The 22,528-nt window shown below is 52.3% G+C and carries 17 protein-coding genes; 13 read left to right on the top strand and 4 right to left on the bottom strand.

Translation table 11 applies throughout. The features are described from left to right. Nucleotides 1–53 precede the first annotated feature (53 nt). The 7 genes from ilvD (at nucleotide 54) to ACFQ03_RS07470 (ending at nucleotide 11,082) form a co-directional block, all read left to right on the top strand. Nucleotides 54–1,805 (top strand): dihydroxy-acid dehydratase, encoded by a 1,752-nt coding sequence (gene ilvD, locus ACFQ03_RS07500; RefSeq protein WP_379287188.1) that lies wholly within the window; start codon nucleotides 54–56, stop codon nucleotides 1,803–1,805. Next, nucleotides 1,802–2,563 carry an SDR family NAD(P)-dependent oxidoreductase gene (locus ACFQ03_RS07495; protein ID WP_379287186.1) on the top strand — a complete coding sequence of 254 codons (762 nt, stop codon included), beginning with the start codon at nucleotides 1,802–1,804 and terminating at the stop codon, nucleotides 2,561–2,563. The genes ilvD and ACFQ03_RS07495 overlap by 4 nt, the downstream gene beginning before the upstream one ends. 26 nt (nucleotides 2,564–2,589) lie before the next feature. Next, a complete protein-coding gene (locus ACFQ03_RS07490) occupies nucleotides 2,590–3,486 on the top strand; it encodes an SMP-30/gluconolactonase/LRE family protein (RefSeq protein ID WP_379287184.1) in 897 nt (298 codons plus the stop codon). A 68-nt stretch (nucleotides 3,487–3,554) separates the two neighbouring features. Beyond that, nucleotides 3,555–7,715 (top strand): CehA/McbA family metallohydrolase, encoded by a 4,161-nt coding sequence (locus ACFQ03_RS07485; RefSeq protein ID WP_379287183.1) that lies wholly within the window; start codon nucleotides 3,555–3,557, stop codon nucleotides 7,713–7,715. 454 nt (nucleotides 7,716–8,169) lie between these two features. Next, nucleotides 8,170–8,760 (top strand): RNA polymerase sigma factor, encoded by a 591-nt coding sequence (locus tag ACFQ03_RS07480; protein WP_144932773.1) that lies wholly within the window; start codon nucleotides 8,170–8,172, stop codon nucleotides 8,758–8,760. After that, the gene (locus ACFQ03_RS07475; RefSeq protein ID WP_144932799.1) at nucleotides 8,741–9,571 is read left to right on the top strand and encodes an anti-sigma factor; all 831 of its coding nucleotides are present in this window, start codon (nucleotides 8,741–8,743) and stop codon (nucleotides 9,569–9,571) included. The genes ACFQ03_RS07480 and ACFQ03_RS07475 overlap by 20 nt, the downstream gene beginning before the upstream one ends. 248 nt (nucleotides 9,572–9,819) lie before the next feature. Continuing rightward, a complete protein-coding gene (locus ACFQ03_RS07470; RefSeq protein ID WP_186328162.1) occupies nucleotides 9,820–11,082 on the top strand; it encodes an MFS transporter in 1,263 nt (420 codons plus the stop codon). Nucleotides 11,083–11,307: 225 nt separating this feature from the next. Here the strand turns inward: ACFQ03_RS07470 and ACFQ03_RS07465 are convergent, their stop codons facing one another. Then, the gene (locus ACFQ03_RS07465) at nucleotides 11,308–12,201 is read right to left on the bottom strand and encodes an AraC family transcriptional regulator (RefSeq protein WP_379287179.1); all 894 of its coding nucleotides are present in this window, start codon (nucleotides 12,199–12,201) and stop codon (nucleotides 11,308–11,310) included. Between the two features lie 191 nt (nucleotides 12,202–12,392). On the opposite strand from ACFQ03_RS07465, the gene ACFQ03_RS07460 reads away from it, so the two are divergent. From ACFQ03_RS07460 to alr, 6 genes are all read left to right on the top strand, one after another. Continuing rightward, nucleotides 12,393–13,370, top strand: coding sequence for a Gfo/Idh/MocA family protein (locus tag ACFQ03_RS07460; protein ID WP_379287177.1), 978 nt, complete (start codon nucleotides 12,393–12,395; stop codon nucleotides 13,368–13,370). 20 nt (nucleotides 13,371–13,390) lie between these two features. After that, complete coding sequence (locus ACFQ03_RS07455) at nucleotides 13,391–14,404, top strand: Gfo/Idh/MocA family protein (RefSeq protein ID WP_379287175.1); 1,014 nt, start codon at nucleotides 13,391–13,393, stop codon at nucleotides 14,402–14,404. A gap of 108 nt (nucleotides 14,405–14,512) precedes the next feature. After that, nucleotides 14,513–15,367 carry a sugar phosphate isomerase/epimerase family protein gene (locus ACFQ03_RS07450; protein WP_379287173.1) on the top strand — a complete coding sequence of 285 codons (855 nt, stop codon included), beginning with the start codon at nucleotides 14,513–14,515 and terminating at the stop codon, nucleotides 15,365–15,367. Nucleotides 15,368–16,817: 1,450 nt separating this feature from the next. Then, a complete protein-coding gene (locus ACFQ03_RS07445) occupies nucleotides 16,818–17,903 on the top strand; it encodes a D-alanine--D-alanine ligase (protein WP_144941680.1) in 1,086 nt (361 codons plus the stop codon). Further along, nucleotides 17,903–19,300 (top strand): UDP-N-acetylmuramoyl-tripeptide--D-alanyl-D-alanine ligase, encoded by a 1,398-nt coding sequence (locus ACFQ03_RS07440; RefSeq protein WP_144941682.1) that lies wholly within the window; start codon nucleotides 17,903–17,905, stop codon nucleotides 19,298–19,300. The genes ACFQ03_RS07445 and ACFQ03_RS07440 overlap by 1 nt, the downstream gene beginning before the upstream one ends. Further along, nucleotides 19,290–20,471, top strand: a complete 1,182-nt coding sequence (gene alr / locus ACFQ03_RS07435) for an alanine racemase (protein WP_379287171.1) — start codon at nucleotides 19,290–19,292, stop codon at nucleotides 20,469–20,471. The genes ACFQ03_RS07440 and alr overlap by 11 nt, the downstream gene beginning before the upstream one ends. Nucleotides 20,472–20,668: 197 nt before the next feature. Here alr and ACFQ03_RS07430 read toward each other — a convergent pair whose 3' ends face one another. From ACFQ03_RS07430 to ACFQ03_RS07420, 3 genes are read right to left on the bottom strand one after another with little or no spacing between them, the layout of a single operon-like run. Beyond that, the gene (locus tag ACFQ03_RS07430; protein WP_260982238.1) at nucleotides 20,669–20,797 is read right to left on the bottom strand and encodes a hypothetical protein; all 129 of its coding nucleotides are present in this window, start codon (nucleotides 20,795–20,797) and stop codon (nucleotides 20,669–20,671) included. Nucleotides 20,798–20,828: 31 nt separating this feature from the next. Next, nucleotides 20,829–21,179, bottom strand: coding sequence for a hypothetical protein (locus ACFQ03_RS07425; protein WP_144941686.1), 351 nt, complete (start codon nucleotides 21,177–21,179; stop codon nucleotides 20,829–20,831). 57 nt (nucleotides 21,180–21,236) lie between these two features. Then, nucleotides 21,237–22,505 carry an S-adenosylmethionine decarboxylase related protein gene (locus tag ACFQ03_RS07420; RefSeq protein ID WP_144941688.1) on the bottom strand — a complete coding sequence of 423 codons (1,269 nt, stop codon included), beginning with the start codon at nucleotides 22,503–22,505 and terminating at the stop codon, nucleotides 21,237–21,239. Nucleotides 22,506–22,528 lie beyond the last annotated feature (23 nt).

Below are 22,528 nucleotides of genomic sequence, written 5' to 3'. Positions count from 1 at the left end.
GATTTCAACAGAAAGTATAACAACACAGAAAAAGCCTAAAGGAGGTGCAGCCGATGGCTGAAATAGACCATACGCGAGCCAGTCAGAAGGTTCGCAAAATAAGCTTTGAGGGCGACGCCCTGCGCATGTCGATGGACTGGACGGTGGAAGACCTGGACCGTATTCAGGTTTTGGTAGAAAGCACCCACGGGGCGAGTCACCCCAGCTCCTACCACTTGAACGAACTGGTCGGAGAAATGGAGAAAGGGGTCTTCCAGATGGGCGGAAAGCCCGCCATCTATACGACGACCGACATTTGTGACGGTATTGCACAGGCACATAACGGGATGCACTACTCTTTGCCATCGCGCGACATGATCGCTTCCATGGTGGAAATTCATGCGTTGAGCACCCCTTTCGACGCCATGGTGCTGGCCTCTGCGGGAGACAAGGCGGTTCCCGCCCATTTGATGGCGATTGCCCGTTTAAATATTCCGTCCATTCATGTTCCGGGAGGCGCTATGGGAGCCGGCCCCTGCATGCGTTCCAACGAAGAGCTGTGGCATATGAGCGTTGAGGTCGAGCGAAACCAGATGACGAAGGAAGAATTTTTGGCGTTCCAACGGGCCTGCTGCCCGACCTGCGGTGCGTGCCAGTATATGGGGACAGCCGCCACGATGCAGGTCATGGCCGAAGCCCTTGGCTTGGCGCTTCCCTGGTCCGCGCTCATTCCCGCCACCAATGCGGAAATCCGCAGAGCAGCCCGGGCGGCCGGTCAACAGGTGATCAGGTTGTCGCAGGCAGGAATCCGGCCTGAGCACATTCTTACGCGCGAGGCTTTCGAGAACGCGATCATGGTGCACTCCGCCGTTGGAGGGTCGCTTAATGCCGTCATGCATCTGATCGCCATTGCCAGGGAAATCGGGATCGACCTGGAGCCAAAGCTGTTTGACGACATTCACCGCAGTATTCCGGTGCTGGTGGATACGAAAACCGCCGGGCATTATCCGACGGAGCTTTTTTGGTATGCTGGCGGCGTTCCTTTTCTTATGGATGAGATTCAAGACTATCTGCATCTGGATGTGATGACCGTAACGGGCAGGACGCTTGGAGAAAATCTGGAAGAGATGAGGCGCAGCGAAATGCGGAATTATGCGGAGATGTTTCTGGCGAACTACAAGCTGAACCGCAGGAACGTCATCTACCCTATCTCTAAATCGCTGAAGCCGGAAGGCTCGCTGGCCGTTCTCTACGGCAATCTGGCTCCGGAGGGAGCGACGATCAAGAAGTTCGCCGTAGCTGAGGAGATGCAGGTGCATACCGGTCCGGCCCGCGTGTTCGACAGCGAACGGGAAGCTGTTGATGCTTATGTGGCCCGAACCATACAGCCCGGGGACGTCGTCATCATCCGCTATCAAGGGCCGAAAGCGGTCGGAATGCCGGAGATGTTCTTCATGTCCGAGCTGATCGCTTCGGATCCGGTTTTGTCTCATACTACCTCGCTGATTACGGACGGAAGGTTTTCAGGCGCAACCCGGGGGCCATGCGTAGGCTATTTGGGGCCGGAGGCCCTCGATGGAGGCCCGATAGCCTTCGTGGAGGATCAGGACATGATCTGTGTCGACATTCCGAATCGCCGCATAGATATTGTTGGAATTCAAGGGACGGAACGGACCCCGGACGAGATCGCCGGTATTCTCGCGGAAAGAAAGCGGTCCTGGAACCCGCCGGCATTTCATCACAAAGGGATCCTGCGTCTGTACACCCAATCCGCCAGCCCTGCGCTGCAGGGAGGATCTTGTGTACAAGGAGGAGTAAGGCTATGAGATTAGCCGACAGAGTAGCGATCATCACCGGTTCTTCCCGCTCCATCGGGGCGGCGGTAGCCAAGCGTTATGCCAGGGAAGGAGCCAAGGTCGTCATCAATTACCGTTCGCATCCCGAGCTTGCGGAACAGGTGAGGGAGGACATTGCCGCCGCCGGCGGAGAAGCTTTTGCCATACAGGCAGACGTGTCCCGAGAGGAAGATGTTCGCCGGATGGTGGAAGAGACCGTACGAAGATATGGCAAAATCGATATTTTGGTCAATAACGCCGCGATGGACCCGCGCAAAACCTGGCATGAAATTACAACGGAGGAATGGGATGCGCTGATGGGAGTGAACGTCCGGTCGCAATTTCTCTGCGCCAAGGCTGTCTTTCCCTATATGAAAGCGCAGAGCTACGGGAAAATCATTAACGTATCGTCGGTCACTTTTTTTACCGGGCAGAAGCAATTTCTTCACTACGTCACCTCCAAAGGTGCCATCATCGGCTTCACCCGTGCGTTGGCGCGAGAGGTTGGAGAAAATTCCATTACGGTTAACTGTATTACTCCCGGAGCCGTTCTGACGGAAACGGAATATGAGAAGGTGAGCCGGGAGACGATCGAGGAAAGTGCTGTTTTCCTGGCCAAGGCGCAGTGCTTCTCCAGACGCGAAGTCGCAGCGGACGTCGAAGGAGCTTTTGTCTTCCTCGCCTCATCGGACAGCGATTTTATAACCGGGCAAACGCTGAATGTGGATGGCGGCTGGATGCTGCATTAACCTAAAACTCGAAGGGAGGGGGATTTATGCGCCAGGAGCCGGAAGGTCTGTTGCATCGGGCCGCATTACTCGGAGAAGGCCCATTCTGGGACGCAGCCCGCAACCGATTGCTGTGGGTAGACATCACAGGCAAGGCCCTGCATCTGTATGATCCGGAGAAGCACGAGGATACCGTGCATTCCTTCGGACAATTTGTCGGGGCGGCGGTACCGTCGGAGGACGGTAGCTTGCTGCTGGCTCTGCAGGATGGATTTTACCGGTACGATGAACACGACAGGTCGCTTGCAAGGATAGCCGCTCCGGAGAAGCATCTGCCCGACAATCGGATGAATGATGGCAAATGCGATCCGGCGGGACGTTTTTGGGCGGGCACGATGAGTATGACAGGAAAGCCTGAAGCAGGAAGTCTTTATTGCCTGCATTCCGATTTCACCCTGACGCGGGAAGTCTCGAACGTTAGCATTTCTAACGGGCTGGGCTGGAGCCCCGACGGGAAGACGATGTATTACATCGACACAATCGCGGGACAGGTATATGCTTTCGATTATGAATTGGCTACCGGGAGGATTGACGGCCGCCGAACGCTGCTGGAAATTGCGCGGGAGGACGGGCTTCCCGACGGCTTGACGGTGGATGAGGAAGGGGCGCTCTGGATAGCCCATTGGGGCGGGGGCAAAGTATCCCGCTACGATCCTACCAGCCGACAATTGCTGGAGGAGATTAAGGTTCCGGCCCGTTTGGTGACGTCTTGCGCTTTCGGAGGTCCCGAACTCGATGAACTGTATATTACAACAGCGAGAGACGAGGAAGCGGATGATTGCCACGGAGGCAGCTTGTTCCGGGTGAAGCTTAACGTCAGAGGCCTTCCGTCAGCATCCTTTCGTCCGACCGCCGGCCGAAGCTGGCCATTAGCCCTTTACTAATGCTGAAGAAGGGATGAACGGATCGGTTCACGTACAAACTGCTCTTTATTTGAGAGAGGAGGAAGAACATGGGATCGCGATTTTTCTCGAAAGGTGTAGCTGTCATCTTATCGGTGATGTTATTGGCGGGCTCTTTCCCGAGCGGGTCAGCAGGCGCTGCCCCCGGAAGTGCAGAAAATAGTAATGAGAGCTCTGCTCTCGATATCTCACAGGAGGGCAACGGGAGGGGGTTCAGCGACATTGTGGCGGGGAATGGCGAAATCTCCGTTACGGAAGCGAGCTATGGGGCGGATAGCCGCAGAGTTTCCGAAACAAGCGCCGTACCGGAGCTGCCGGATTCCACCACCGCTGTAGCGGGGAAGACCGGTGGCGACCCCGGATTTACTTATGCTGTTGGGGCCAGAGATTGGGTAGAGGGCAAAGATTACTATTTTATTGAAAACGATCAGGTCAAGCTAACCATCGGGACGGACAGATTATCGACCAATGATCCTGTAGACACAAGCGACGAAGCGACCGGCAATAACAAATGGGGGACCTTGACACCCGGCCATATGATGGATGCCGCCCCTAAATTCAACATGCGGGACAACCTGGATTATACGGAGTTTGTGCTTAGCAAGAACGTCGGGAGGACGTGGTGGTATCCGACCGAAAAGCTGAGCATGCCGAATATTCAAGTGGCGGATCACACGGTTGTGGCCGATGGAACTTGGGACAGCGATCCGAGCGTCAAAGCCCAGGTTACTTACTCGATTGTCGAAAATTCCCCCCTGATTAAAATGAAAGTCAAGCTGATCAACGAGGGGACCGCCGATTTCTCCGGACATCTTGCCTATATCATTGATCCGGAGGAGGCGCTTGAGCAGCAGAGCTATGTTCCCGGCTGGGGCTGGAGAGGCGGCCAGGTCAGCGAATATATCACCTCCGGCTGGAATAATAACTACATTTTCAACGGAATACAGGATAAATATACCGGACATACAGCTCATGCGATCATTTGGCCGGACGATCAGCAGCCCTCGGCGCTCATCCCGGAAGGATATATATCCGGTGCCTGGTTTAAGGTGACTTTGCCTGTCCGCGGGACCAAGGAACTGGTGATCTATCATCTGCCGCATAACCCGGGCCCGGCCTATGAAGCGTATCAGACTGCGGAGTTTTGGGCCAATGTCGTGAAGCAGGGAATCGATCCGGCAGCGATTGGCCAAATAACGGGTCAGGTCACCGATTCCGAGGGCCGTCCGTCCGGCGGCGTGGAGATTGAACTCAGAACGGTTGAAGGAGGAAAATATGCCGCGGCCACTACGGACAGCAGAGGAATGTACAGCCTATACGCCGTGAAAGGAGAAGGCTACAGCCTTCACGCCACCAATGGAAGCGAGAATTACGAGCAGCAGTTAGCGGGGTGGGGCGACGGAAATCTGATTCGGGTCGACTTCAACATGACCGCTCCTGTCGGGGAAATTGTAGCGGGCGTGACCCGCGGGGACCCGGGATTTACCTATGAGGGAACATCAAGAGACTGGTGGCCGAAGAACGATTACTATTACATCGAAAGCCCGGACATTAAATTTACGGTCGGGACGGTAAGAACAGCCGGCAAAGACCCGGTGGATTGGAGCAACGACGCTTCCGGGAACAATAAGTGGGGCAGTCTGACCCCCGGTCATATAATGGATGCCGTTCCCAAGCTGACGATGCAGGAGAACCTCGATTTTACGGAATTCGTTCTGAGCGATGACTTGGGTGTAACGCCGGAGGACGAAGCGAACGGCAAGCATATGGAATGGTCTTGGTTTCATCCGCTAACGAAGCTCCAGCTTCCGGATATCCGTCTGGACGGCAATACCATTGTAGCCGACGGGGACTGGGATTCCAATGACGAGATGAAAGCCTCGGTGCGGTATTCCATAGTTGAAGGCACGCCGTTAATTAAGATGGAAATTACGCTCGATAACCGGACGGGAAGCGATTTTAACGGAAATTTCGGGTATATTATCGATCCCGATCAGCCGGGAGAGCAGCATAGCTACCTGCCGGGAAGAAATTGGGTGTACAGTCAGGAGAAGAATGCGATCAGAAGCGGATGGACAGATAACTATCTGTTCAACGGAATCAACAACGCCTTCACCGGGAAAACAGCCCATGCGATCCTCTGGCCGAACGAGCAGCAGCCCGAAATCATTATGCATGAGGCTATATTCATGGGGGTTTGGTTCCCGGCGGTGATCCCCGACGGCGAGAGCCAAAGCTATGTGATCTACCATTTGCCTCATGTCGCCGGCCCTGCGGATAAGCCCTACGCCGCGGCAGAATTCTGGGCGCAATTCATCCGGGATCATGGTCAGGCCGAAGAGTACGGGAGCATAACCGGCTCAGTGACGGATGAGGCGGGGGCCCCTGTGCCTTTTACAGAAATAGTGGCTGCGGACGAGAACGGAGCCCTCTACGCAAGAGCGGTAACTAATCGTGAGGGCAAATACCAGATTTTTGCGAAGAAGGGCGTCTATCGGATCACTCCTGTAAATGAAGAGTACTCGGTAGAAGGCCGAATCGTCGAAATTGGGGAGATAAGAAGGATACAAGCGGACTTTACGATGAAAAAGTATGCGGAGGTCAGGGTTGAGCTGCCTTCGGAACTCGTGGCGGAGACACCGTTTGAGATCACAATGACCGTGCAGAATCTGACCGATGCCCCTTTGCAAAATGTTGCCCTGGAGGTACATCCTCCATATTTTGTCCATTTGCTGGACGAGGGAAGCCTGGAAATCCCGGTTATCGATGCCCGTGCGCAGGCGGTAAGGAAGGTCCGTGCGGTGGCGTTGGAAGGCGGAAGGTCTGTTATCCAGGCCAAAGTATCCACAGATATTTTTAATCTGACGGGCACTAGCAGCTTTGATGTCCGCAGGGCAGGGTATTATGGCGGAGACAATCATTCCCATACGAAGCACAGTGACGGAGTTCATACCGTAGCCGAAAACTCCGCCAGCGTTTATAATAACCGGCTGTTGTCCTGGCTATGGAGCTCCGATCATAATACCGACTCGCAGGGGCCGGATACGGATGCGGTTACCGAGAGCTATAACGGACGCTTCCTCAGTCTACCGGCTGCGGAAATCACTACGAAATCAGGCCATGCGCTGGCCTTCGGAATAAACGGCGTCCCGAGATATGACATTAACGACCCGGAATCCGGCTACAGCTGGCAGGACAGCATCGATGAAGTGACAGGCCAAGGCGGTCTGTTCTATATCGCCCATCCCTTCGACCAAACCTATACGTTCCGGAATCCGTATCAGTGGACGGGGTTTACCGGGGTGGAAGTGTGGAACGGCACCTGGCACGCCCTGGACAACGGAGTGAATGAGCGGGCGTTCCGTTTCTGGGACGAAATCAATATTCGCGGAGACGGGAAATATTACGGAATCGCCAACTCCGACGGCCATACCAAAGATAAAGTAGGAGATCCTTATATCAAAGGCAAGATAGGGGGGCTTTCCAAGCAGAATGTTCTGGAGCTGCTGAGGAACGGAGGCTATTACGGCTCCAATGGACCGGAGCTCAGATTCAGCATCGGCGGAGTCGACATGGGAGGAACCCTTCAACTGGAAAGCGCCGGCCATATGCCGTTTCAGCTTCAGGCCTTTGATCCTAACTCTAATCTGACCAGCGTCCGCGTCATTAAATATCCGGTAACCGGTGATATCGCGGATTATGCCCGCAGAGAGATTGTTTTTGAAGAGGACCTTACGGGCCGGCAAACGAACACCTTCTCCAAGACGATTCCTTTGCCTGTGACGGATAAGGAATTTTACCGTATGGAGGTGCGCAGTGAGAAGGCACAGGAGAATAGCTCCGGCATCGGCCCTTTGGCCGGCACGGGCTTCGCTTTTTCCAATCCGGTCTGGGTGGAGCTCTCCGGTTCTTCCAACTCTGCGGCCATCGAGTCCATTTCTTATAAAAATAAAACCAAGTATAAGCTGCTCCCGACATTCGGGGTGAACCGCTTGGAGGTGTATGACAACCGTTTCGATCCTAAGAAGCTGTCGGTCATCACAAGCAGCGGGGCAAAAGAAACGTCCATCCATTATACCGAGCTGGTGAGCGGCACCAGAAGCGTCGGTCTGCTGAAGATAAGCGTGACGGCCAAGGATGGAACGCGGAAAGATTATTCCTACGTGGTGGACACCATTAGTGTTCGGGATAAACAAAATCAAGGGCGATAATGGTCTCGGCCTCTTACAATCAAAAACAAACGATAAAATCACCGCTTGCCTCTGAGTCCGGCTCCGTTAGGCAGATAGTTAGGGAAAAGATCAGCTGACTCAAGCACCTCGGTTACCACATAGTTCAAAGAAACCTCAGAACCCGCAATACATGGGCTTCTGAGGTTTTTTTGCACGGAAATGATTGTATCATCGCAGGCTTTTGGTTTAAATAATCAATAAACGGTTGTGCTTCTTTTCTATTATCGGTATGCTTGGCAAGAGCAATCAGATTTGTCCGGTACAGCTTCTCCAGGTCAAGCGGCTCGATCCATTCGGACCCGTGCTGCCGCCGTAAGGAAAGACTGACCGGTTTGCTTTTCCGGAAAATGATTTACCCCCAAAATAACGAATGCTATAAACGGTTATGCCGTTTTTGATGTGTCTTATAAGATGGCAGGAAGGAGGACCGCTGATGCGGAATATGACGGACGAGCAGCTGATGGATCTGGTAAGGGACAAGTCCCGTGCGGCTCTGGAAGAATTGTATGACCGCTATGTGCGTCTCGTTTATTCGTTTGCCTTGAAGGCCTCGCAGAATGAACAGACGGCCAGGGAAATCGTTCAACTGGTCTTTACCCGATTGTGGTCTACGGAGAAAGGATACCATTCGCACAAAGGGCGGTTCGCCAGTTGGCTGCTTACGGTCACCCGCAACCTGACGATGGATTATATCCGGAAACAGAGAAATGCGTACAAGACCGTTCTAATCGATGAAGAGGATTGGGAGCGGATGCCATCCCGTTCTTCCAACCCGACAGGAAACGCAGAGCTGCGCAAAATGATCAGACGGCAAATAAGTGAGGCCTATCGCTGGCTGTCCGCCAGTCAAATCGAGTTGCTTCAGCAGTTGTACTGGGAAGGTTATTCGCTTGCGGAAATTGCACGGATGCAGGGTGAGCCGCTTGGTACGGTGAAGAGCCGGCTTCATCAAACGTTAAAAATATTGCGCAAACATCTGAAGATGGAATGGGAGGGGGGAAGATATGGATCACCGGAACGATGAATGTTCTCTGCTCATAGCCTATGTCGCCGGAGAATGTGGAGAGGAAGACCGGGTACGCTTTGAGCGGCATTTGCTGTACTGCCTTGCCTGCCGGCAAGAAGCGCGGGAGTTAAAGCAGGTCTGGACGGCATTGGCTTTGCAAGCAGAGGAAGAGGAAGTGCCGGCGGATTTGAAGACGCAGGTGATAAGTTCTCTATTTCCCGATGAGCAAACAGAGCCGAAACCGGAGCCGATCCCAGCCCTTGTCCCTGCCTTCCAACTCTCCCGTGTGGAGACTGCCCGCAGACGGAAAGAGGAGCGGCGCCGGGCGAGATGGAAATGGGAGCGTTATGCTCCGCGGTTCTATAAATCTGCCTCGGTCTTGCTAATTGGGGCGCTTCTGGTCTCCCTGAGCGGGAATGTCAAGATGCACGAGCAACTGACGGCTGTACGGGAGCCCTCCCGGCCTGCTGTTGTGGCGGCGCACCCGGTCCCCACGCAAGTAATCAAGATTTATAATCTGAAATCGACGGATGCCTCCATGGATACGGCCGAAGGCACAGTCTGGCTGTTGAGGCAGGGGGCGGAGGTAGAGATCGTCGGCAGCTTCGCAGGACTGGCGGCCAATCAGGCAGGGGACGCTTATCAGGTCTGGCTCATTCACGAAGGGGAGCGGCAGAGTGCCGGGACGTTCCAGGTGGATGCGCTGGGCCGTGGCGCGATTGCGTACCATATGGATAGTCCGGATTTGCCGTTCGATTCGATAGACATAACCTTGGAGCCGGACTCCCATGGATCGGTGCCGAGAGGCAAGACAGTGTTAGGTACTTAGCGGATTGCGGACTCTGCTGAATAGGAAGAACTAATAATAGAAACGAAAATTTTAGTTGATCAATCCGGATGCTTTGAATTACAATATCTGTTAATAAAGCTACCTTTAAAACCGGGTTATTCATTTGTGGAAATAGCTCCGTGAGGAGCTTTTCTTATTGCGCGTAAACTCTTAAAGGAGGTGAGACGGTGGTCCTCCTGATTGCTTACGCCCCCAAGTAAAAAATTCAATTACTTGGGGGGAGACCATTGTCCGTTTGGAAATTATTATCGGGGCATCATGTATTCAGGCGTTATTTGACCGCGCTGTTAATTTGGGATTTGACGAAGTGGATCTTGGCCGCCGTCATTCCGTTGTTTTTAAACGACCGATACGGTATAGGCAAAGAATTTGTCTCGGGAATGGTTATGGAGCTGCTTCCGGGAATAGTGCTCGGCCCGATCGTCGGGGTGTGGATTGATCGGTGGGGGGCCAAGCGGATGACAACGTTGGATGTGCTATCGTACAGCCTGCTCATTGCCATTCTGCCGTTTACACAGCAATTATGGCATGTTCAGTTCGCACTGCTGGCCATAGGTATTTCACAGACGATCGGCTCGCCGGCTTCCTTGACCCTGCGCGCATCGGTCATTCCTAAAGGGGAAGAAATCCAGGGCAATTCCTTGGTGCTGGGGATCGACAGGCTGTCTAAAATTGTCGGCCCGCTGCTTGGGAGCCTGATGATTATTATCCTCGATTATACGAAGGTCATGCTGATCTGTTCGGTAATGGGGCTGCTGTCGTTTGTGTTATTTAGTATGGTACATGTCCCGGAGAGAAGGAAAACGCAGAATTCCACACATCAAGGGACGGGATTCAATCGGGAGATGCTTCGTCTGCTGTTTAAAGACCGGCTCATCTTGGGCCTGGTGATCACGGCACTCGGTTACTCGCTTACTCTCGGAATATTGAAACTGTATCTGCTTACGACAGCGGGCAGTTATGGGAACGTGGAGCTGTATTGGGGGCTGTTGCTGGCCGCACAAGGCCTGGGTGCTTTGGTGGGAGCCATCGGATGCCATACCGTCATCTCCCGTTGTCGGAACAGATTTTCCATTACCGCTATCTATATGGTGTTCGGCCTGGGAGAAGCGGTTTTGCTGGCCGGGTTAAGCCTGCCTTTCGGGCTTGTCTGGTCCTTGTTCATCCTGATTGTGGCCGCTATATTCGAAATTATGGCTACGATCATCTATTTTTCGATTCTGCAATCCAGGATCGATCTGGGCATGCAGGGCAGATTTAACAGCATCACGCTGCCTATGCAGGACGCTTCCTATATGGCCGGTTTTTCGCTATTTGGTCTGCTGAATGGAGCGATGGCAGCGAATGGCTTGCTGTGGTTCGGCTTGAGTATCATCCTTCTGTGCCATCTGCCGTTTATGGCGGCATTTTTTAAACATAAGGAGGATGCCGGCGGAGGACTGCCCGAACCCAATTCGAATTCCGGCGGTTCCCGGCAGGCAGAGTCTTAATTGGTCAAGCAAGTCCGACATACCTCAGCTGATACTGGCTGCAGACGGGGGATTGAAAGCATGGGATTTAATAACGGGCAGCGGTAACGCTGCCCGTTGTATTCATCGCGGGTTATTAATATTCTATATGACGATTTCGCCTGATCCAATAGACCGCGATTAGGGGTAAGTTTACACGCCGACTCTTATCGGAGTAAGGACGGAATACTTTCGAAGGCATTCCTGTTAAAAAAAGTCCAAAGCTCTCGCTTTAATGCTTTTATCATACTCCGACGGGCTCATGCCGGTACATTTTTTAAAATGTCTGGAAAAATAATGGACGCTGCTGTATCCCAGCTTTTCCGCAATTTGAGTATAATTCATCGTTTCCTCGCGAATGTATTGCTTCGCTTTATCAATCTTCAGTTTGTTCTGGTATTCCGATAAGGTATAGCCCGTTTCCTTCTTGAACAATAATTTCAGGCGAGTGGCCCCGACATGGGCATGCCGGCATATTTCTTCCAGGGTCGGGTTTCCGGAGAGATGGTTTTCCATATAGCGCATAACGCTGTTTGCGATGGACGCCTCTGTTTTCTCTTTGGCTCCCGTGGAAAGTCGGGGCTCGCGGCTGAGCAAATTGTCGTTGCGGAACAACTGGATCAGCAGCCATTCCAAATAAATTTTGACCATCTGCTCTGAGCCGAATTCCGCCGGGCTTCTCTTGACCAGAAGCGCCGACTTATTCCCATAAGAGCGGTCGAATGCGAGCCGTCCTTCATGAAGCAGGGAAGACAGTATCGCTCTTTCGCGATCTCCCAGATGAAAACATTTATCTTTAAAGTAATTCATAGCCGGAGAATGGCACTCGAAGCAGACAATCATGATGTTGGGCGCACTATGCCCGTTTCCTTTCAAGCTATGGATTTCGTTAGGGGTGTAGAATACCAGGTCCCCCTGCCTTAAATGAAGCGTATGCTTTCCCGCCGTAATCTCCGCCTCGCCTTTATCCATATATAAAAACTCCCAAAAATCATGCTTTTCTCCCGGAAAAAACGAGTTCTTGGGCAGTTCCGAATAATGGAAGGAAATAATTTGATTCACCGTGAATTCTTCCTTAAGGCGGAGTCTGACGTAGTGCATTCCAATCACCTCATCTACAGACATTACCTAATATTTTACATCACATTCTGCGGTTTGGAAAACGGTTTCCTCCGGGTGGATTCAATAAAGTCTATGCTGCAAAAATGCAAATAAATCGTCCGGAAAGTTAAAGATTTAGGCGGAGATTTGCTTTAGGATGATAGACAAATGGGACGATAGGGGGAACCGAATTGAGAAAAGTACGGACAGCCGTCGTCGGGCTGAATATGGGCTTGCAGCATGCTTATGCTTATCATGCGGCAGAACAAGCCGAACTGACGTGGGTGGTTGATTTGGAGGAAGAGAAGGCGGCCCGTGTCGCCAAGGAGCTGGGCTGCCGCTATACGACGGATTGGTCAGCGATTATCGAAGATATTGATGCAGTCAGCCTATGCACGCCTCATCATTTACATGCCCCTCAAGCATTGCAGGCCATGGCCGCAGGCAAGCATGTGCTGCTGGAGAAGCCGTTAGCTACGACGAAAGCGGATTCGCTCCGCATCATCCATGCAGCGGAAGAGCACAATGTGGTTTTTATGATGGCTTACATAGTCCGATATTTGCCGATTGTTCGCAGGCTTAAAGAAATCGTGGAGAAGAAGGAATTCGGAGAAGTATTCAGCGCGCAGTGCTGGATACAGGCCTACCTGCCCCCGGCGCCGGGAACCTGGATCTCGCGCAGAGAGACGTTAGGCGGAGGGGTTCTGTTCAGCCATGGGTGTCATTATGTCGACCTGCTCATATGGCTGCTCGGCCATCCGACCATCTCGGCGGCGGTTGGAACGAACCTCGGAACCGAATGGATGGAGGGGGAGGGGACTGCCCACAGCATTATGAAATTTGAAAGCGGCGCTGTCGCCCATCTGGTTACAAGCTGGGGGATGAAATACAAGGAATCTCCGGCCCTGCTTCACCTTCATACTCCCGATGCGCTGATCGCGTTTGACATGAGAACCATAGATGTTATCGATAAGCAGGGAAAAAGGACCGTATTTGGCCCTGTAGATAAAATACCGGAGGACAGGGGAACGAACGCCGTTTTTCAGGTTGAGCATTTTTTGGACTGTATCATTAAAGGCAAAACACCGGAAACGGATGGATGGGAATCCTTGAAGTCCCACCAGGCGATTTGGGACATGTATTCTTTCGAAGAAAACCATAGCCAATAACCCAGGATGAGGTGAATTAAATGATTAAAGCTGGCATTATCGGATGCGGCTTGATGGGAACGCTTCATGCACGGACATTAAGCGGTATGCCCGGGGTGAAGGTGACGGCGGTGCATAACCGGACTAGGGAGAAAGCGGACAGCTTGGCCCAGGAAATTGGTGCATCGGTCTATGATAGAGCCGAAGATCTGCTGGAGCAGGATTTGGATGCGGTATGGGTGGCGACCCCGGATCATCTTCATGCGGAGCTGGCCAAGGCCGTACTGGAATCCGGCAAGCATTTATTTCTGGAGAAGGCGTTGGCCACTTCCTTGGAGGACGGAATGGACATCGTAGAGGCCGGCAAGAAGCACCCGGAGCTGAAGACGATGGTCGGGTACCCTCTGCGCTTCGATCCGGCCTACCGCAAGCTGAAGGAAGCGTTGATGCGTCCGGAGGCGGGGAAGACTCTGCAAGCCTGGTCCATGAGAACGCATTACCTGGACCCCGGCATGAAGGTATATGATAAATACCGCGACCACTATTATGAAACTCCCGATTGGTATTTTAACGAAGCGGAGGCGAAAGGCCCGATCTATTCGCACGGTTCCCACGATTACGATTTGCTTCAATGGATGTGTGGAGAGGTGGAGAGCGTATTTTCCTATGGCGGGACCTATTTGCTGCCACCGGGCAGCGTCGCTGACGGGTTTACGGTAGCCATCCGCTTCCGGAATGGCGGAATAGCCAGTGTAAGCACCCCTTGGATCACACGAGTGGAGTATGATATAACCGGCGTCGCCGCAGAAGGCTTGACTGTTCGGAATAATAACGGGGAAGTAAGGATTCAGGCGGCCGACGGTCCGGAGGAACGAATAACCTTCACCGGAAATGATATGTGGGAACGGATGAACGGGCATTTCATTGACTGTATCCGGGAAGATAGAAGCCCTATAATCTCTTTGGAGGACGGCTTGCGGGCGATTGCCGTTTCGGAGGCGGCCTACAGGTCTCTTAAAGAAAGACGCGAAGTATATGTGGAGCCGATCGCTTAAGGGACAGCACGGCAACGGGATGTCCTCTCCATCCCTCGAAGATCGAAGGAGTTTGTTTTATGGGTTCACAAATTATGGAAATAATCAAGCGGAAGGAATGGAGCAAAGATGGTGAAGCTGGCCTGTATGACGCTGCCTTATCGGAATGAATCATTGGAGAGAGCATTGGAAGGAATTTCTCGGGCAGGGTATCGATACGTGTCGCTAGGTCTGCCTCATGAAGGAATAGAGGTGCCCGAAGAGGACGATTCAACGGCTCTCGGCAGGCTGGTCACTCTTTGCGAACGGTACGGGTTGGAGCCGGTATGTCTTGTCGGAACCAATCAGTTGGCGCCGGGACAGCCTATCGAACGAGCGCGCCGCCGCTTTGAGGCCGCCAAGGTGTTGGGCGTGAAGGAAATCTTATCCTTGGGTACATGGGGCTACCATCAGTTCCCGGATAGTCCCCTGCCGGAGGAAGAATTAACAAGGACGAACAACCGCTTCGTTACCCGATTTCGGGAAATCGCGGAATGGGCTGAACGTTACGGGATAACGGTGACATTAAAGCCGCATACAGGGAATACGGCGACGGCGGTACATTTGAAGCAGACGTTGGAGGCCATAGGCTCCGACTTCGTGCAGGCCTGCTATGATCCCGGCAATGTCCATTATTATGAAGGAATCCGTTCCGAGGAGGATATGCCGATCATCATTGAACGCCTCTATTCCTTCATTGCCAAGGATCACCGGGGGGCGAGAGCGAACGCCGATTTTCCGGTCCCCGGTGAAGGAGACGTCCGCTTCACGGATTTGTTCCGCCAAATGAAAGAAGCCGGATTTACCGGATCCGTACAGGTGGAAAGAGCGGATGGGGCTCATCCCGGCCCTTGGTCCCCGGAGGAGCTCGATGAGCAGATCCGAAAGGCGAGAACAAGCCTGGAATCTATGCTGAAGGAAGCCGGCTGGTCCGAAGTCTTATAGCCGCGGCGCGCAACCTGAACCTTTGTCAGGGCATGATGCCTTGCGAAGGTTCATTTTTTTTATTCCAAAAGCAGCCTTAAGGTGCTGCCCCATCCGGTTTGCGATTTTCAGCACCGCTCAGCACCGGGGACTTTATGGGCAGCCCGGTCGCCCGCCGGATTGTGTAAAAAGACAATCAAAACTGCAGTTCTTTTTGGGAAAAGCCGCGCGATACCTTATTCTTAAGCGATAATGCAGGTCTTTTCAGCGATTTTTGCGAAATGGCCCCATTCTGGCAAAAAGACCTGCACATTTGAGCGTCTTTCGCCTTCTTTTTGGAAAAAGGCAGGATTTTAATGCACTTTTGCTCGTCTTTGCGATGTTGTTGCCGACCCGGATGCAAGGTGCTTTCTCTTACTCCTTTGTTCCAATGATTCAAAGGGCAACGATGAAAGAGAAGGGCAAATGTGAATGGAAATTGACCACTAGCCTCGCTATTTTTTCAAAAGCCTTCACGGTTCCTTCACGTTTTGTCCGTTCAGGGCGCTTCTTATTGCATCATTACAATCAGCCGGAACCGTGTCTCATTTACCGTCCATTTGCCTGTTATCCCCTTCGCTCAGTGTCCCGTGCATACCTTCATCGTCTCTTGATCTTGGTCCATTTGCCTATTATCCCCTTCGCTCAGTGTCCCGTGCATACCGTCTTCGTCTCTTGATCTTGGTCCATTTGCCTGTTATCCCCTTCGCTCAGAGTTCCGTATATACCGTCGTTCGTCCCATGATCTTGGTCCATCTGTTTGTTATCCCCTTGGCTCAGTGTCCCGTGCATACCTTCATCGTCCCTTGATCATAGTCCATCTGTTTGTTATCCCCTTGGCTCAGTGTCCCGTGTATACCGTCATCGTCCCCTGATCTTGGTCCATCTGTTTATTATCCCTTTCGCTCACTGTCCTCGTGCGAGGGAATTCGGGCTAATATCGATCATCGTTTTAAAAGTTATAAAAAATGGTTGAAGTCAAATCAGGTGATGGAACCCGGGTCATCGCTCCTGTCTGAGTCAACGGGATAATAGTCCCAAGCTTAGAGAGAGGAAGAAATACGAATGAACATCGAGAGGCTGCTTTACGTCAGAGTGTGTCAGAGTGTACACACACTTCGCTTCGCCCGGATTGCACACTGCTTCTTTCCTCCCTGGGCTTCACGGTTCGTTTTTTGGCGGGGGGGAGATGAGCCGGGGCCTCTCTGAAGGGGCTTTTGTTAAAGATTATTTCACTTTTCTTTATGTTTTCTTAAGGATTAATTGAATTACTTTTCAGCTCTTTTTCCTATAGTTATTTATGCCGGAAGCAGGAGCTCCGGAAATGAGGATACAGAAAGGTCGCAGCGTGAAGTTCTGTATTCAGAGCTCCATCTAGTTTCTTTTATGAAATACGCACTCCATCAATAATTAATATCCGGGAGGATTAGAGATGACAACGAATCTGTATGTATTATATGGCGGGAAATCGGCGGAGCACGAGGTTTCTCTCTTGACGGCCCTCACGGTGCTGAACGCATTGGACAAGCAAAAATATAATGTTTATCCCATCTATATTACGAAAGCAGGAATATGGTGCAGCCTTGGCCTGCTCGATCATGAGCTGACCGACGTCACCGAGCTGCAGGCGGAACACCCGGACACCCGTCCGGCGGCCTCGATAGGCAATCTGCTGTGCAAGCTGTTTTCGGAAGGGACGGAACAGAAGGTCGTTCTTCCTGTGCTTCACGGGACTAACGGGGAAGACGGAACCGTCCAGGGCTTGCTCGAGCTGATGGATGTTCCTTATGTGGGCAACGGAGTTCTGTCCTCCGCTGCCGGGATGGACAAGGTCATCATGAAGGATCTGTTCGCTCAAGCAGGAATTCCGCAAACTGATTATACCGCACTGCTGCAGCATGAATGGCAGAGCGATGCGGAGCGGGAATGCTTGCGGATCGAGGGGAGGATCGGCTATCCCTGCTATGTTAAACCGGCCAACCTTGGCTCCAGTGTGGGCATTAGCCGGTGTGACAACCGCCAAGACTTGTGCCGAGCTGTCCACATAGCGCTGCAGTATGACCGGAAGCTCGTGATCGAGAAGGAAGTGATCGGCCGGGAAATTCAGTTGGCGGTCATCGGCAACGATCACCCGCAATGCTCCGTGGCCGGAGAATTTATTAAGGAACTGGATTTTTTTGATTACGATAAAAAATACAAGAGCGGCCGGCTTATTCAGCAAATCCCCGCCCGCCTGACCGACGATATACACAGCCGGTTGATGGATCTGTCCATTCAAGCCTTTACGGCGTTGGACGGGGCCGGATTGATGAGGGTGGACTTTTTCGTTACCGACGATAATGACATTTATATCAATGAAGTGAATACCCTGCCGGGGTTTACGAAAATCAGCATGTTCCCGACGTTATGGGAAAAAACGAACGGCACCACCTACGCTCAGCTCATTGACAAGCTGATTGAGCTGGCTTTGGAGCGGCATGAGCGGAAGCAGGCACGTAATTACAGGAGGGATGAATAATGATTACCAGAACCTTACGTCAAATAGCGGAAATGATCGGAGCAGACCTGCCCCGGGAGGCCTATCGGAACACGATAGTGCGGGGAGTATCCATAGATACGCGTTCCGTACAGGATGGAAATTTGTTCGTTCCGATCATTGGCGATCGCTTTAACGGTCACAGCTTCGTCAGGGAGGCGCTGGCCGGCGGTGCCGCGGCTGTACTCTGGGACCGCAAGCAATTGGATCCGCCGCAGGACATCCCTCTGGTGCTTGTCGATGATACGGTGGATGCTCTGCAGAGTCTGGCCAAAGCATATCGTCAGCAGCTGGCGGTGAAGGTTATCGGGATTACCGGCAGCAACGGAAAAACATCGACCAAGGATATGCTGGCCGCCGTCCTGTCTGTGAAGTATAAGACTATGAAAACGCCGGGTAATTTGAATAACCATCTGGGCGTTCCATTAACCCTGCTGCGATTGGAAGAGGATACGGAAATGGCCGTTGTAGAGATGGGCATGTCCGGATTGGGGGAAATCTATCGTCTGGCCTCGCTGGCCAAGCCCGATGCAGCGATCATCACTAATGTGAGCGAGGTTCATCTGGGCGATTTGAAGACCCGGGAGCGGATAGTCCAAGCGAAGCTGGAAATTCTATGCGGTCTGCGGAAGAACGGCCTGTTCATCTATAACGGGGATAATCCCCGGTTAACCGACCGGTTGGACGAGCTTACGGTGGAGTTCGAAACCGTATCATTCGGCAGCGGTCGCGGGCAGCAGCTCTATCCTGTCGAATACCGGCTTGAGGACAAGGGGGTCCGCTTCTCCATTAACGATCCTGATTGTCCGCCAATGTTTATCCCTCTTCTTGGCCGACATCAGGTGATCAATGCGCTGAGCGTCATTGCTGCCGCCCGCCACTTTGGACTTACTTATGAGCAGATCAGGCAAGGATTTCTGCAAGTGGAAGCTACCGGAATGCGCAACGAACTAGTTCAGGCCGGTCGATGCCTGATTATCAACGATGCTTATAAGTCGAACCCTACCAGTTTGCGGGCTGCGCTGGACACCTTATACTCCTTGAATCCGGACAAGCGCAAAATTGCGGTTCTTGGAGATATGGTCGAGCTTGGGGAGGAGTCGGACCGAATGCATCGGGAAATCGGAGAGCAGTTGGACGGGGAGCGACTGAACGCCCTGTACACATTGGGCACCTCGGCGGCACATATTGCCCAAGCGGCCAGGAAAAATATGGAGGAGAGCCGGATTACCAGCTGTATGGATAAAGAGCAATTGGCCGAACTGTTAAAGGAAGAGCTTCATGAGGATTGCATTATGTTAATCAAAGGTTCCAGGGGCTGGCAGCTTGAGGAAGTGGTCGAGACTCTCAGAAAAGAGGCGAGCGGATATGGTGGTTAAACCGAGGTACCGACATACATGGGCAGATGTGCATCTGGACGCAATCCGCCACAACATTAAGGAAATCCGCAGGCGTCTGCCTCAGAAGACAAAGTTCATGACGGCCGTGAAGGCGGACGGATATGGGCATGGTGCCGTACAGGCGGCGGCAGCCGCTTTACAGGCCGGTTCCGATGCGCTGGCCGTAGGTCTGATCAGCGAGGCGCTGCAGCTTAGGGAAAGCGGCATTCAAGTACCTATTCTCGTACTGACGCCGGCACTTCCGGCCGATGCGGACCTGGCGGCGGAATACGGGATTTCCCTGACGGTTTGCGATGAAGGCTGGCTGAGGGAGATGAGACGGCACAAGCAGAGCCGCAAGCCGCTGCGTGTGCATGTCAAAATGGATACCGGCCTCGGCCGCATCGGTATCCGCCATTTCTCCGAATGGGAAGCGATGGCCCCATATTTGCAGAGTGAAGACCTCATTGTGGAAGGGGTGTATACTCATTTCGCAACAGCCAATCAGGCGGACTCAGATTATTACAAACGGCAATTCAGCCGCTTTAAAGAGATGAGAGGGTGGGTAGCTGATTCCGGTTTTGCCGGCTTTATTGCACATTGCTCCAACAGTGCAGCGGCACTGCAATATCCGGAGTTCTCTCTCGATATGGTGCGGGTAGGGGCTGCTGTCTATGGAATCAATCCATGTGACGGGGAAGTCAAGCGGAGATTGGATGTCGAGCTGAAGCCGACCTTGTCCCTGCATTCGGAAATCGTGCAGGTCAAATATGTAAAGCAGGGCGCAAGCATTGGTTATGACCGTTCCTACACGGCTGTTTGCGACGAGTGGCTGGGCACCGTCTCCATCGGTTATGCGGACGGCTGCTGCAAAGGGTATCAAGGCTTCTATACGCTTGTTGATGGACAAGCGGCTCCGATTGCCGGAAATATTTGCATGGATCAAATCATCATCCGGCTGCCCCGATATTATCCCGTCGGTACACCGGTAACGCTGATCGGGAAGCAAAGGGACAGGGAAATCAAACTGAACGACCTGGCCGATCATATCGGGAGCATCCCCCAGCAAGTTCTGGCCATGATAACCGCCCGGGTGCCCCGGATCTATCGAGGAGCGGAAAGCATGAGCGAGATCATCTCCGCTCGTGCGCTATCCAAAGCTACAGGCTAATCATTAAGAAGAGAAGCGGGGCGGAAGCGCGGGAAGCAGGCCGGCTATGCCGGCGAGGATATGTACAATAATAACCGTCCGACAGCGTATCTGCCGGACGGTTTCTTAATTAAGAACTATGGGCCGGAATCCGCTTAACACTCCACTAGCCTGCTTCACTAGATTAGGATTTGCGGAATCGATGCCAATTGCTTTTCTCAACCTATCCAAAAGTAGGCAACCGTGATGACGACACCGGCGAAAATCAGAAACAGCAATGTCCCTAACAGCTCTCTGTTAATTCGCTTCGGATCGTTCTCATCCACAGGTGGCTTGTTCTGCCGCATGTTCCTCAGGCTCCTCTCTGTATAGAAATGTTCACCGGAACAAATCTATACGGAAGCCCACGAAAGTGGACGTAAACTTGATAGGCATCAGAAATTGCCGATGCCGCAGTTTGAAGATCATTAAATCTGCATAACGAAAACGAAAAAGCGGCAGCAGCTTCTTCCGGAGAAAGATCAGATATAAAACTACAGCGATGAGAACGGCCATTGTAGGCTCGAAGCTTCTGACGACGGAGTGGAGATAGGAATCCGGCTGCCGTGATGACAGCAAAGGATCGCCGATCGTTAAAGGGCCGTCAGACTCGGATATACCCACGGGAATCGAAGCTGCAACAAGCAGAAAGGAAAGCAGCAGAAGTCCCATTCTACCTCTTGAATTCATGGAAGCCACCTGTATCCATATATTTTCCCCATCGTATCATTCCGGGATGGCTGCTGTCTATTCCGTCGGTATTTCTTTGATCCGGTCGGATAACAAACCGTCCGAGGAATGGTTTTCCCCTGTAACAAAATGCTTCATGTAATACGATACATAACTGCCGTAGCGGGAAGCCGAGGCTAGAAGAAGTTCATCTACATAATGCACTCCTGAAGAAAGGCTGTCCAGCATCGCCGCCGAAGCTGCCGCGTACAGTCCGCAAGCGACCTGAAAATAGGTGGCGCTGATTCCGAATTTGCGAAAGATGGAACGATTGTCCAAAACATTATACATATAGCGTTCTTTATCCTCGTATACTAGCAGCACCCCGACCAGGTCCTCGCCCAATAATTCCGCTTCCTCGGGATCGAGCACCCGGTGATGCCAGTCCCATAAATCGTCCACATTGTCCAGATTCGTTCGGATGATATCGGTCATGTATTCGCTGACCCGATAGAGGAAGCCGACCTCCATGTCATACAATTTCCCTAACGTGACAACCTCTTCATGCGGCATAAGGCAGCCGTAGAAGCTTTTGTCCCCAAGGGTGACCTTGAACTCCAGCTCGTACACTTCTCTAAAAATGACGAAAGGAGAACGCCATTTCATAAACACCGGGTAATTTAATATGGCTTCGTCAAGGAAACATTCAGGTGACCAGGAGGAGTAGACGGTGTTGGCTTGAATGACGGACGGATCTCTATAGAAGGAAGTATCCTGTTCTACTATATAACAAGCGAGCGGACGTTCATCGGGGTAACGGTTAATCATCTCTATGGCCATCCACTGGACGACCCCCGGGTTCATTCCCGAGCACAGAATTCCTTTCATATTTGTATACTTATCCCTTGCTTCATCTACAATGCGATATCTTTCCAGCAGGGTGAATCTCTCCACGGCCTCCGTTTCGTCCACCCAAGTATTTTCCAGAGCCGAGTTGATATAGGAAATGCCGAATTCATTGCAGCATTCCAGCATGCCGACGGTATCGGCCCAGGAGACATCAATAACGAGATTGGTCCGGGTATGGAGCAAATGCTCCTTAAAGCGGTCCGTGTCTGCCAAATCGAACGAATGTACGGCCAGTTTGTCAGCCAGGGACGGATATCTTGTCCGGTAATGATTCAATGGTTTCTGCCGGATATCTATCAAATGGATTTGACTGTTCTGAAGAAGGGAGTGGAGTGGGGCGGAAGCGTGTTGACAGGAATGATTTAACAAGGCAAGCAATGCTTTGGCTACCCCTCCGCTGCTTCCGAGCAGGCTTATCACCAAGTTAGTTGCCAATATCGTTCACCTCTTTCATCAAATTC

The sequence above is a fragment of the Paenibacillus residui genome (assembly GCF_042677205.1).
In the GTDB taxonomy this organism is placed as follows: domain Bacteria; phylum Bacillota; class Bacilli; order Paenibacillales; family NBRC-103111; genus Paenibacillus_L; species Paenibacillus_L residui.
Note: the sequence above shows the minus strand (reverse complement) of the source record. Positions and strands in the feature narration are given on the sequence as shown.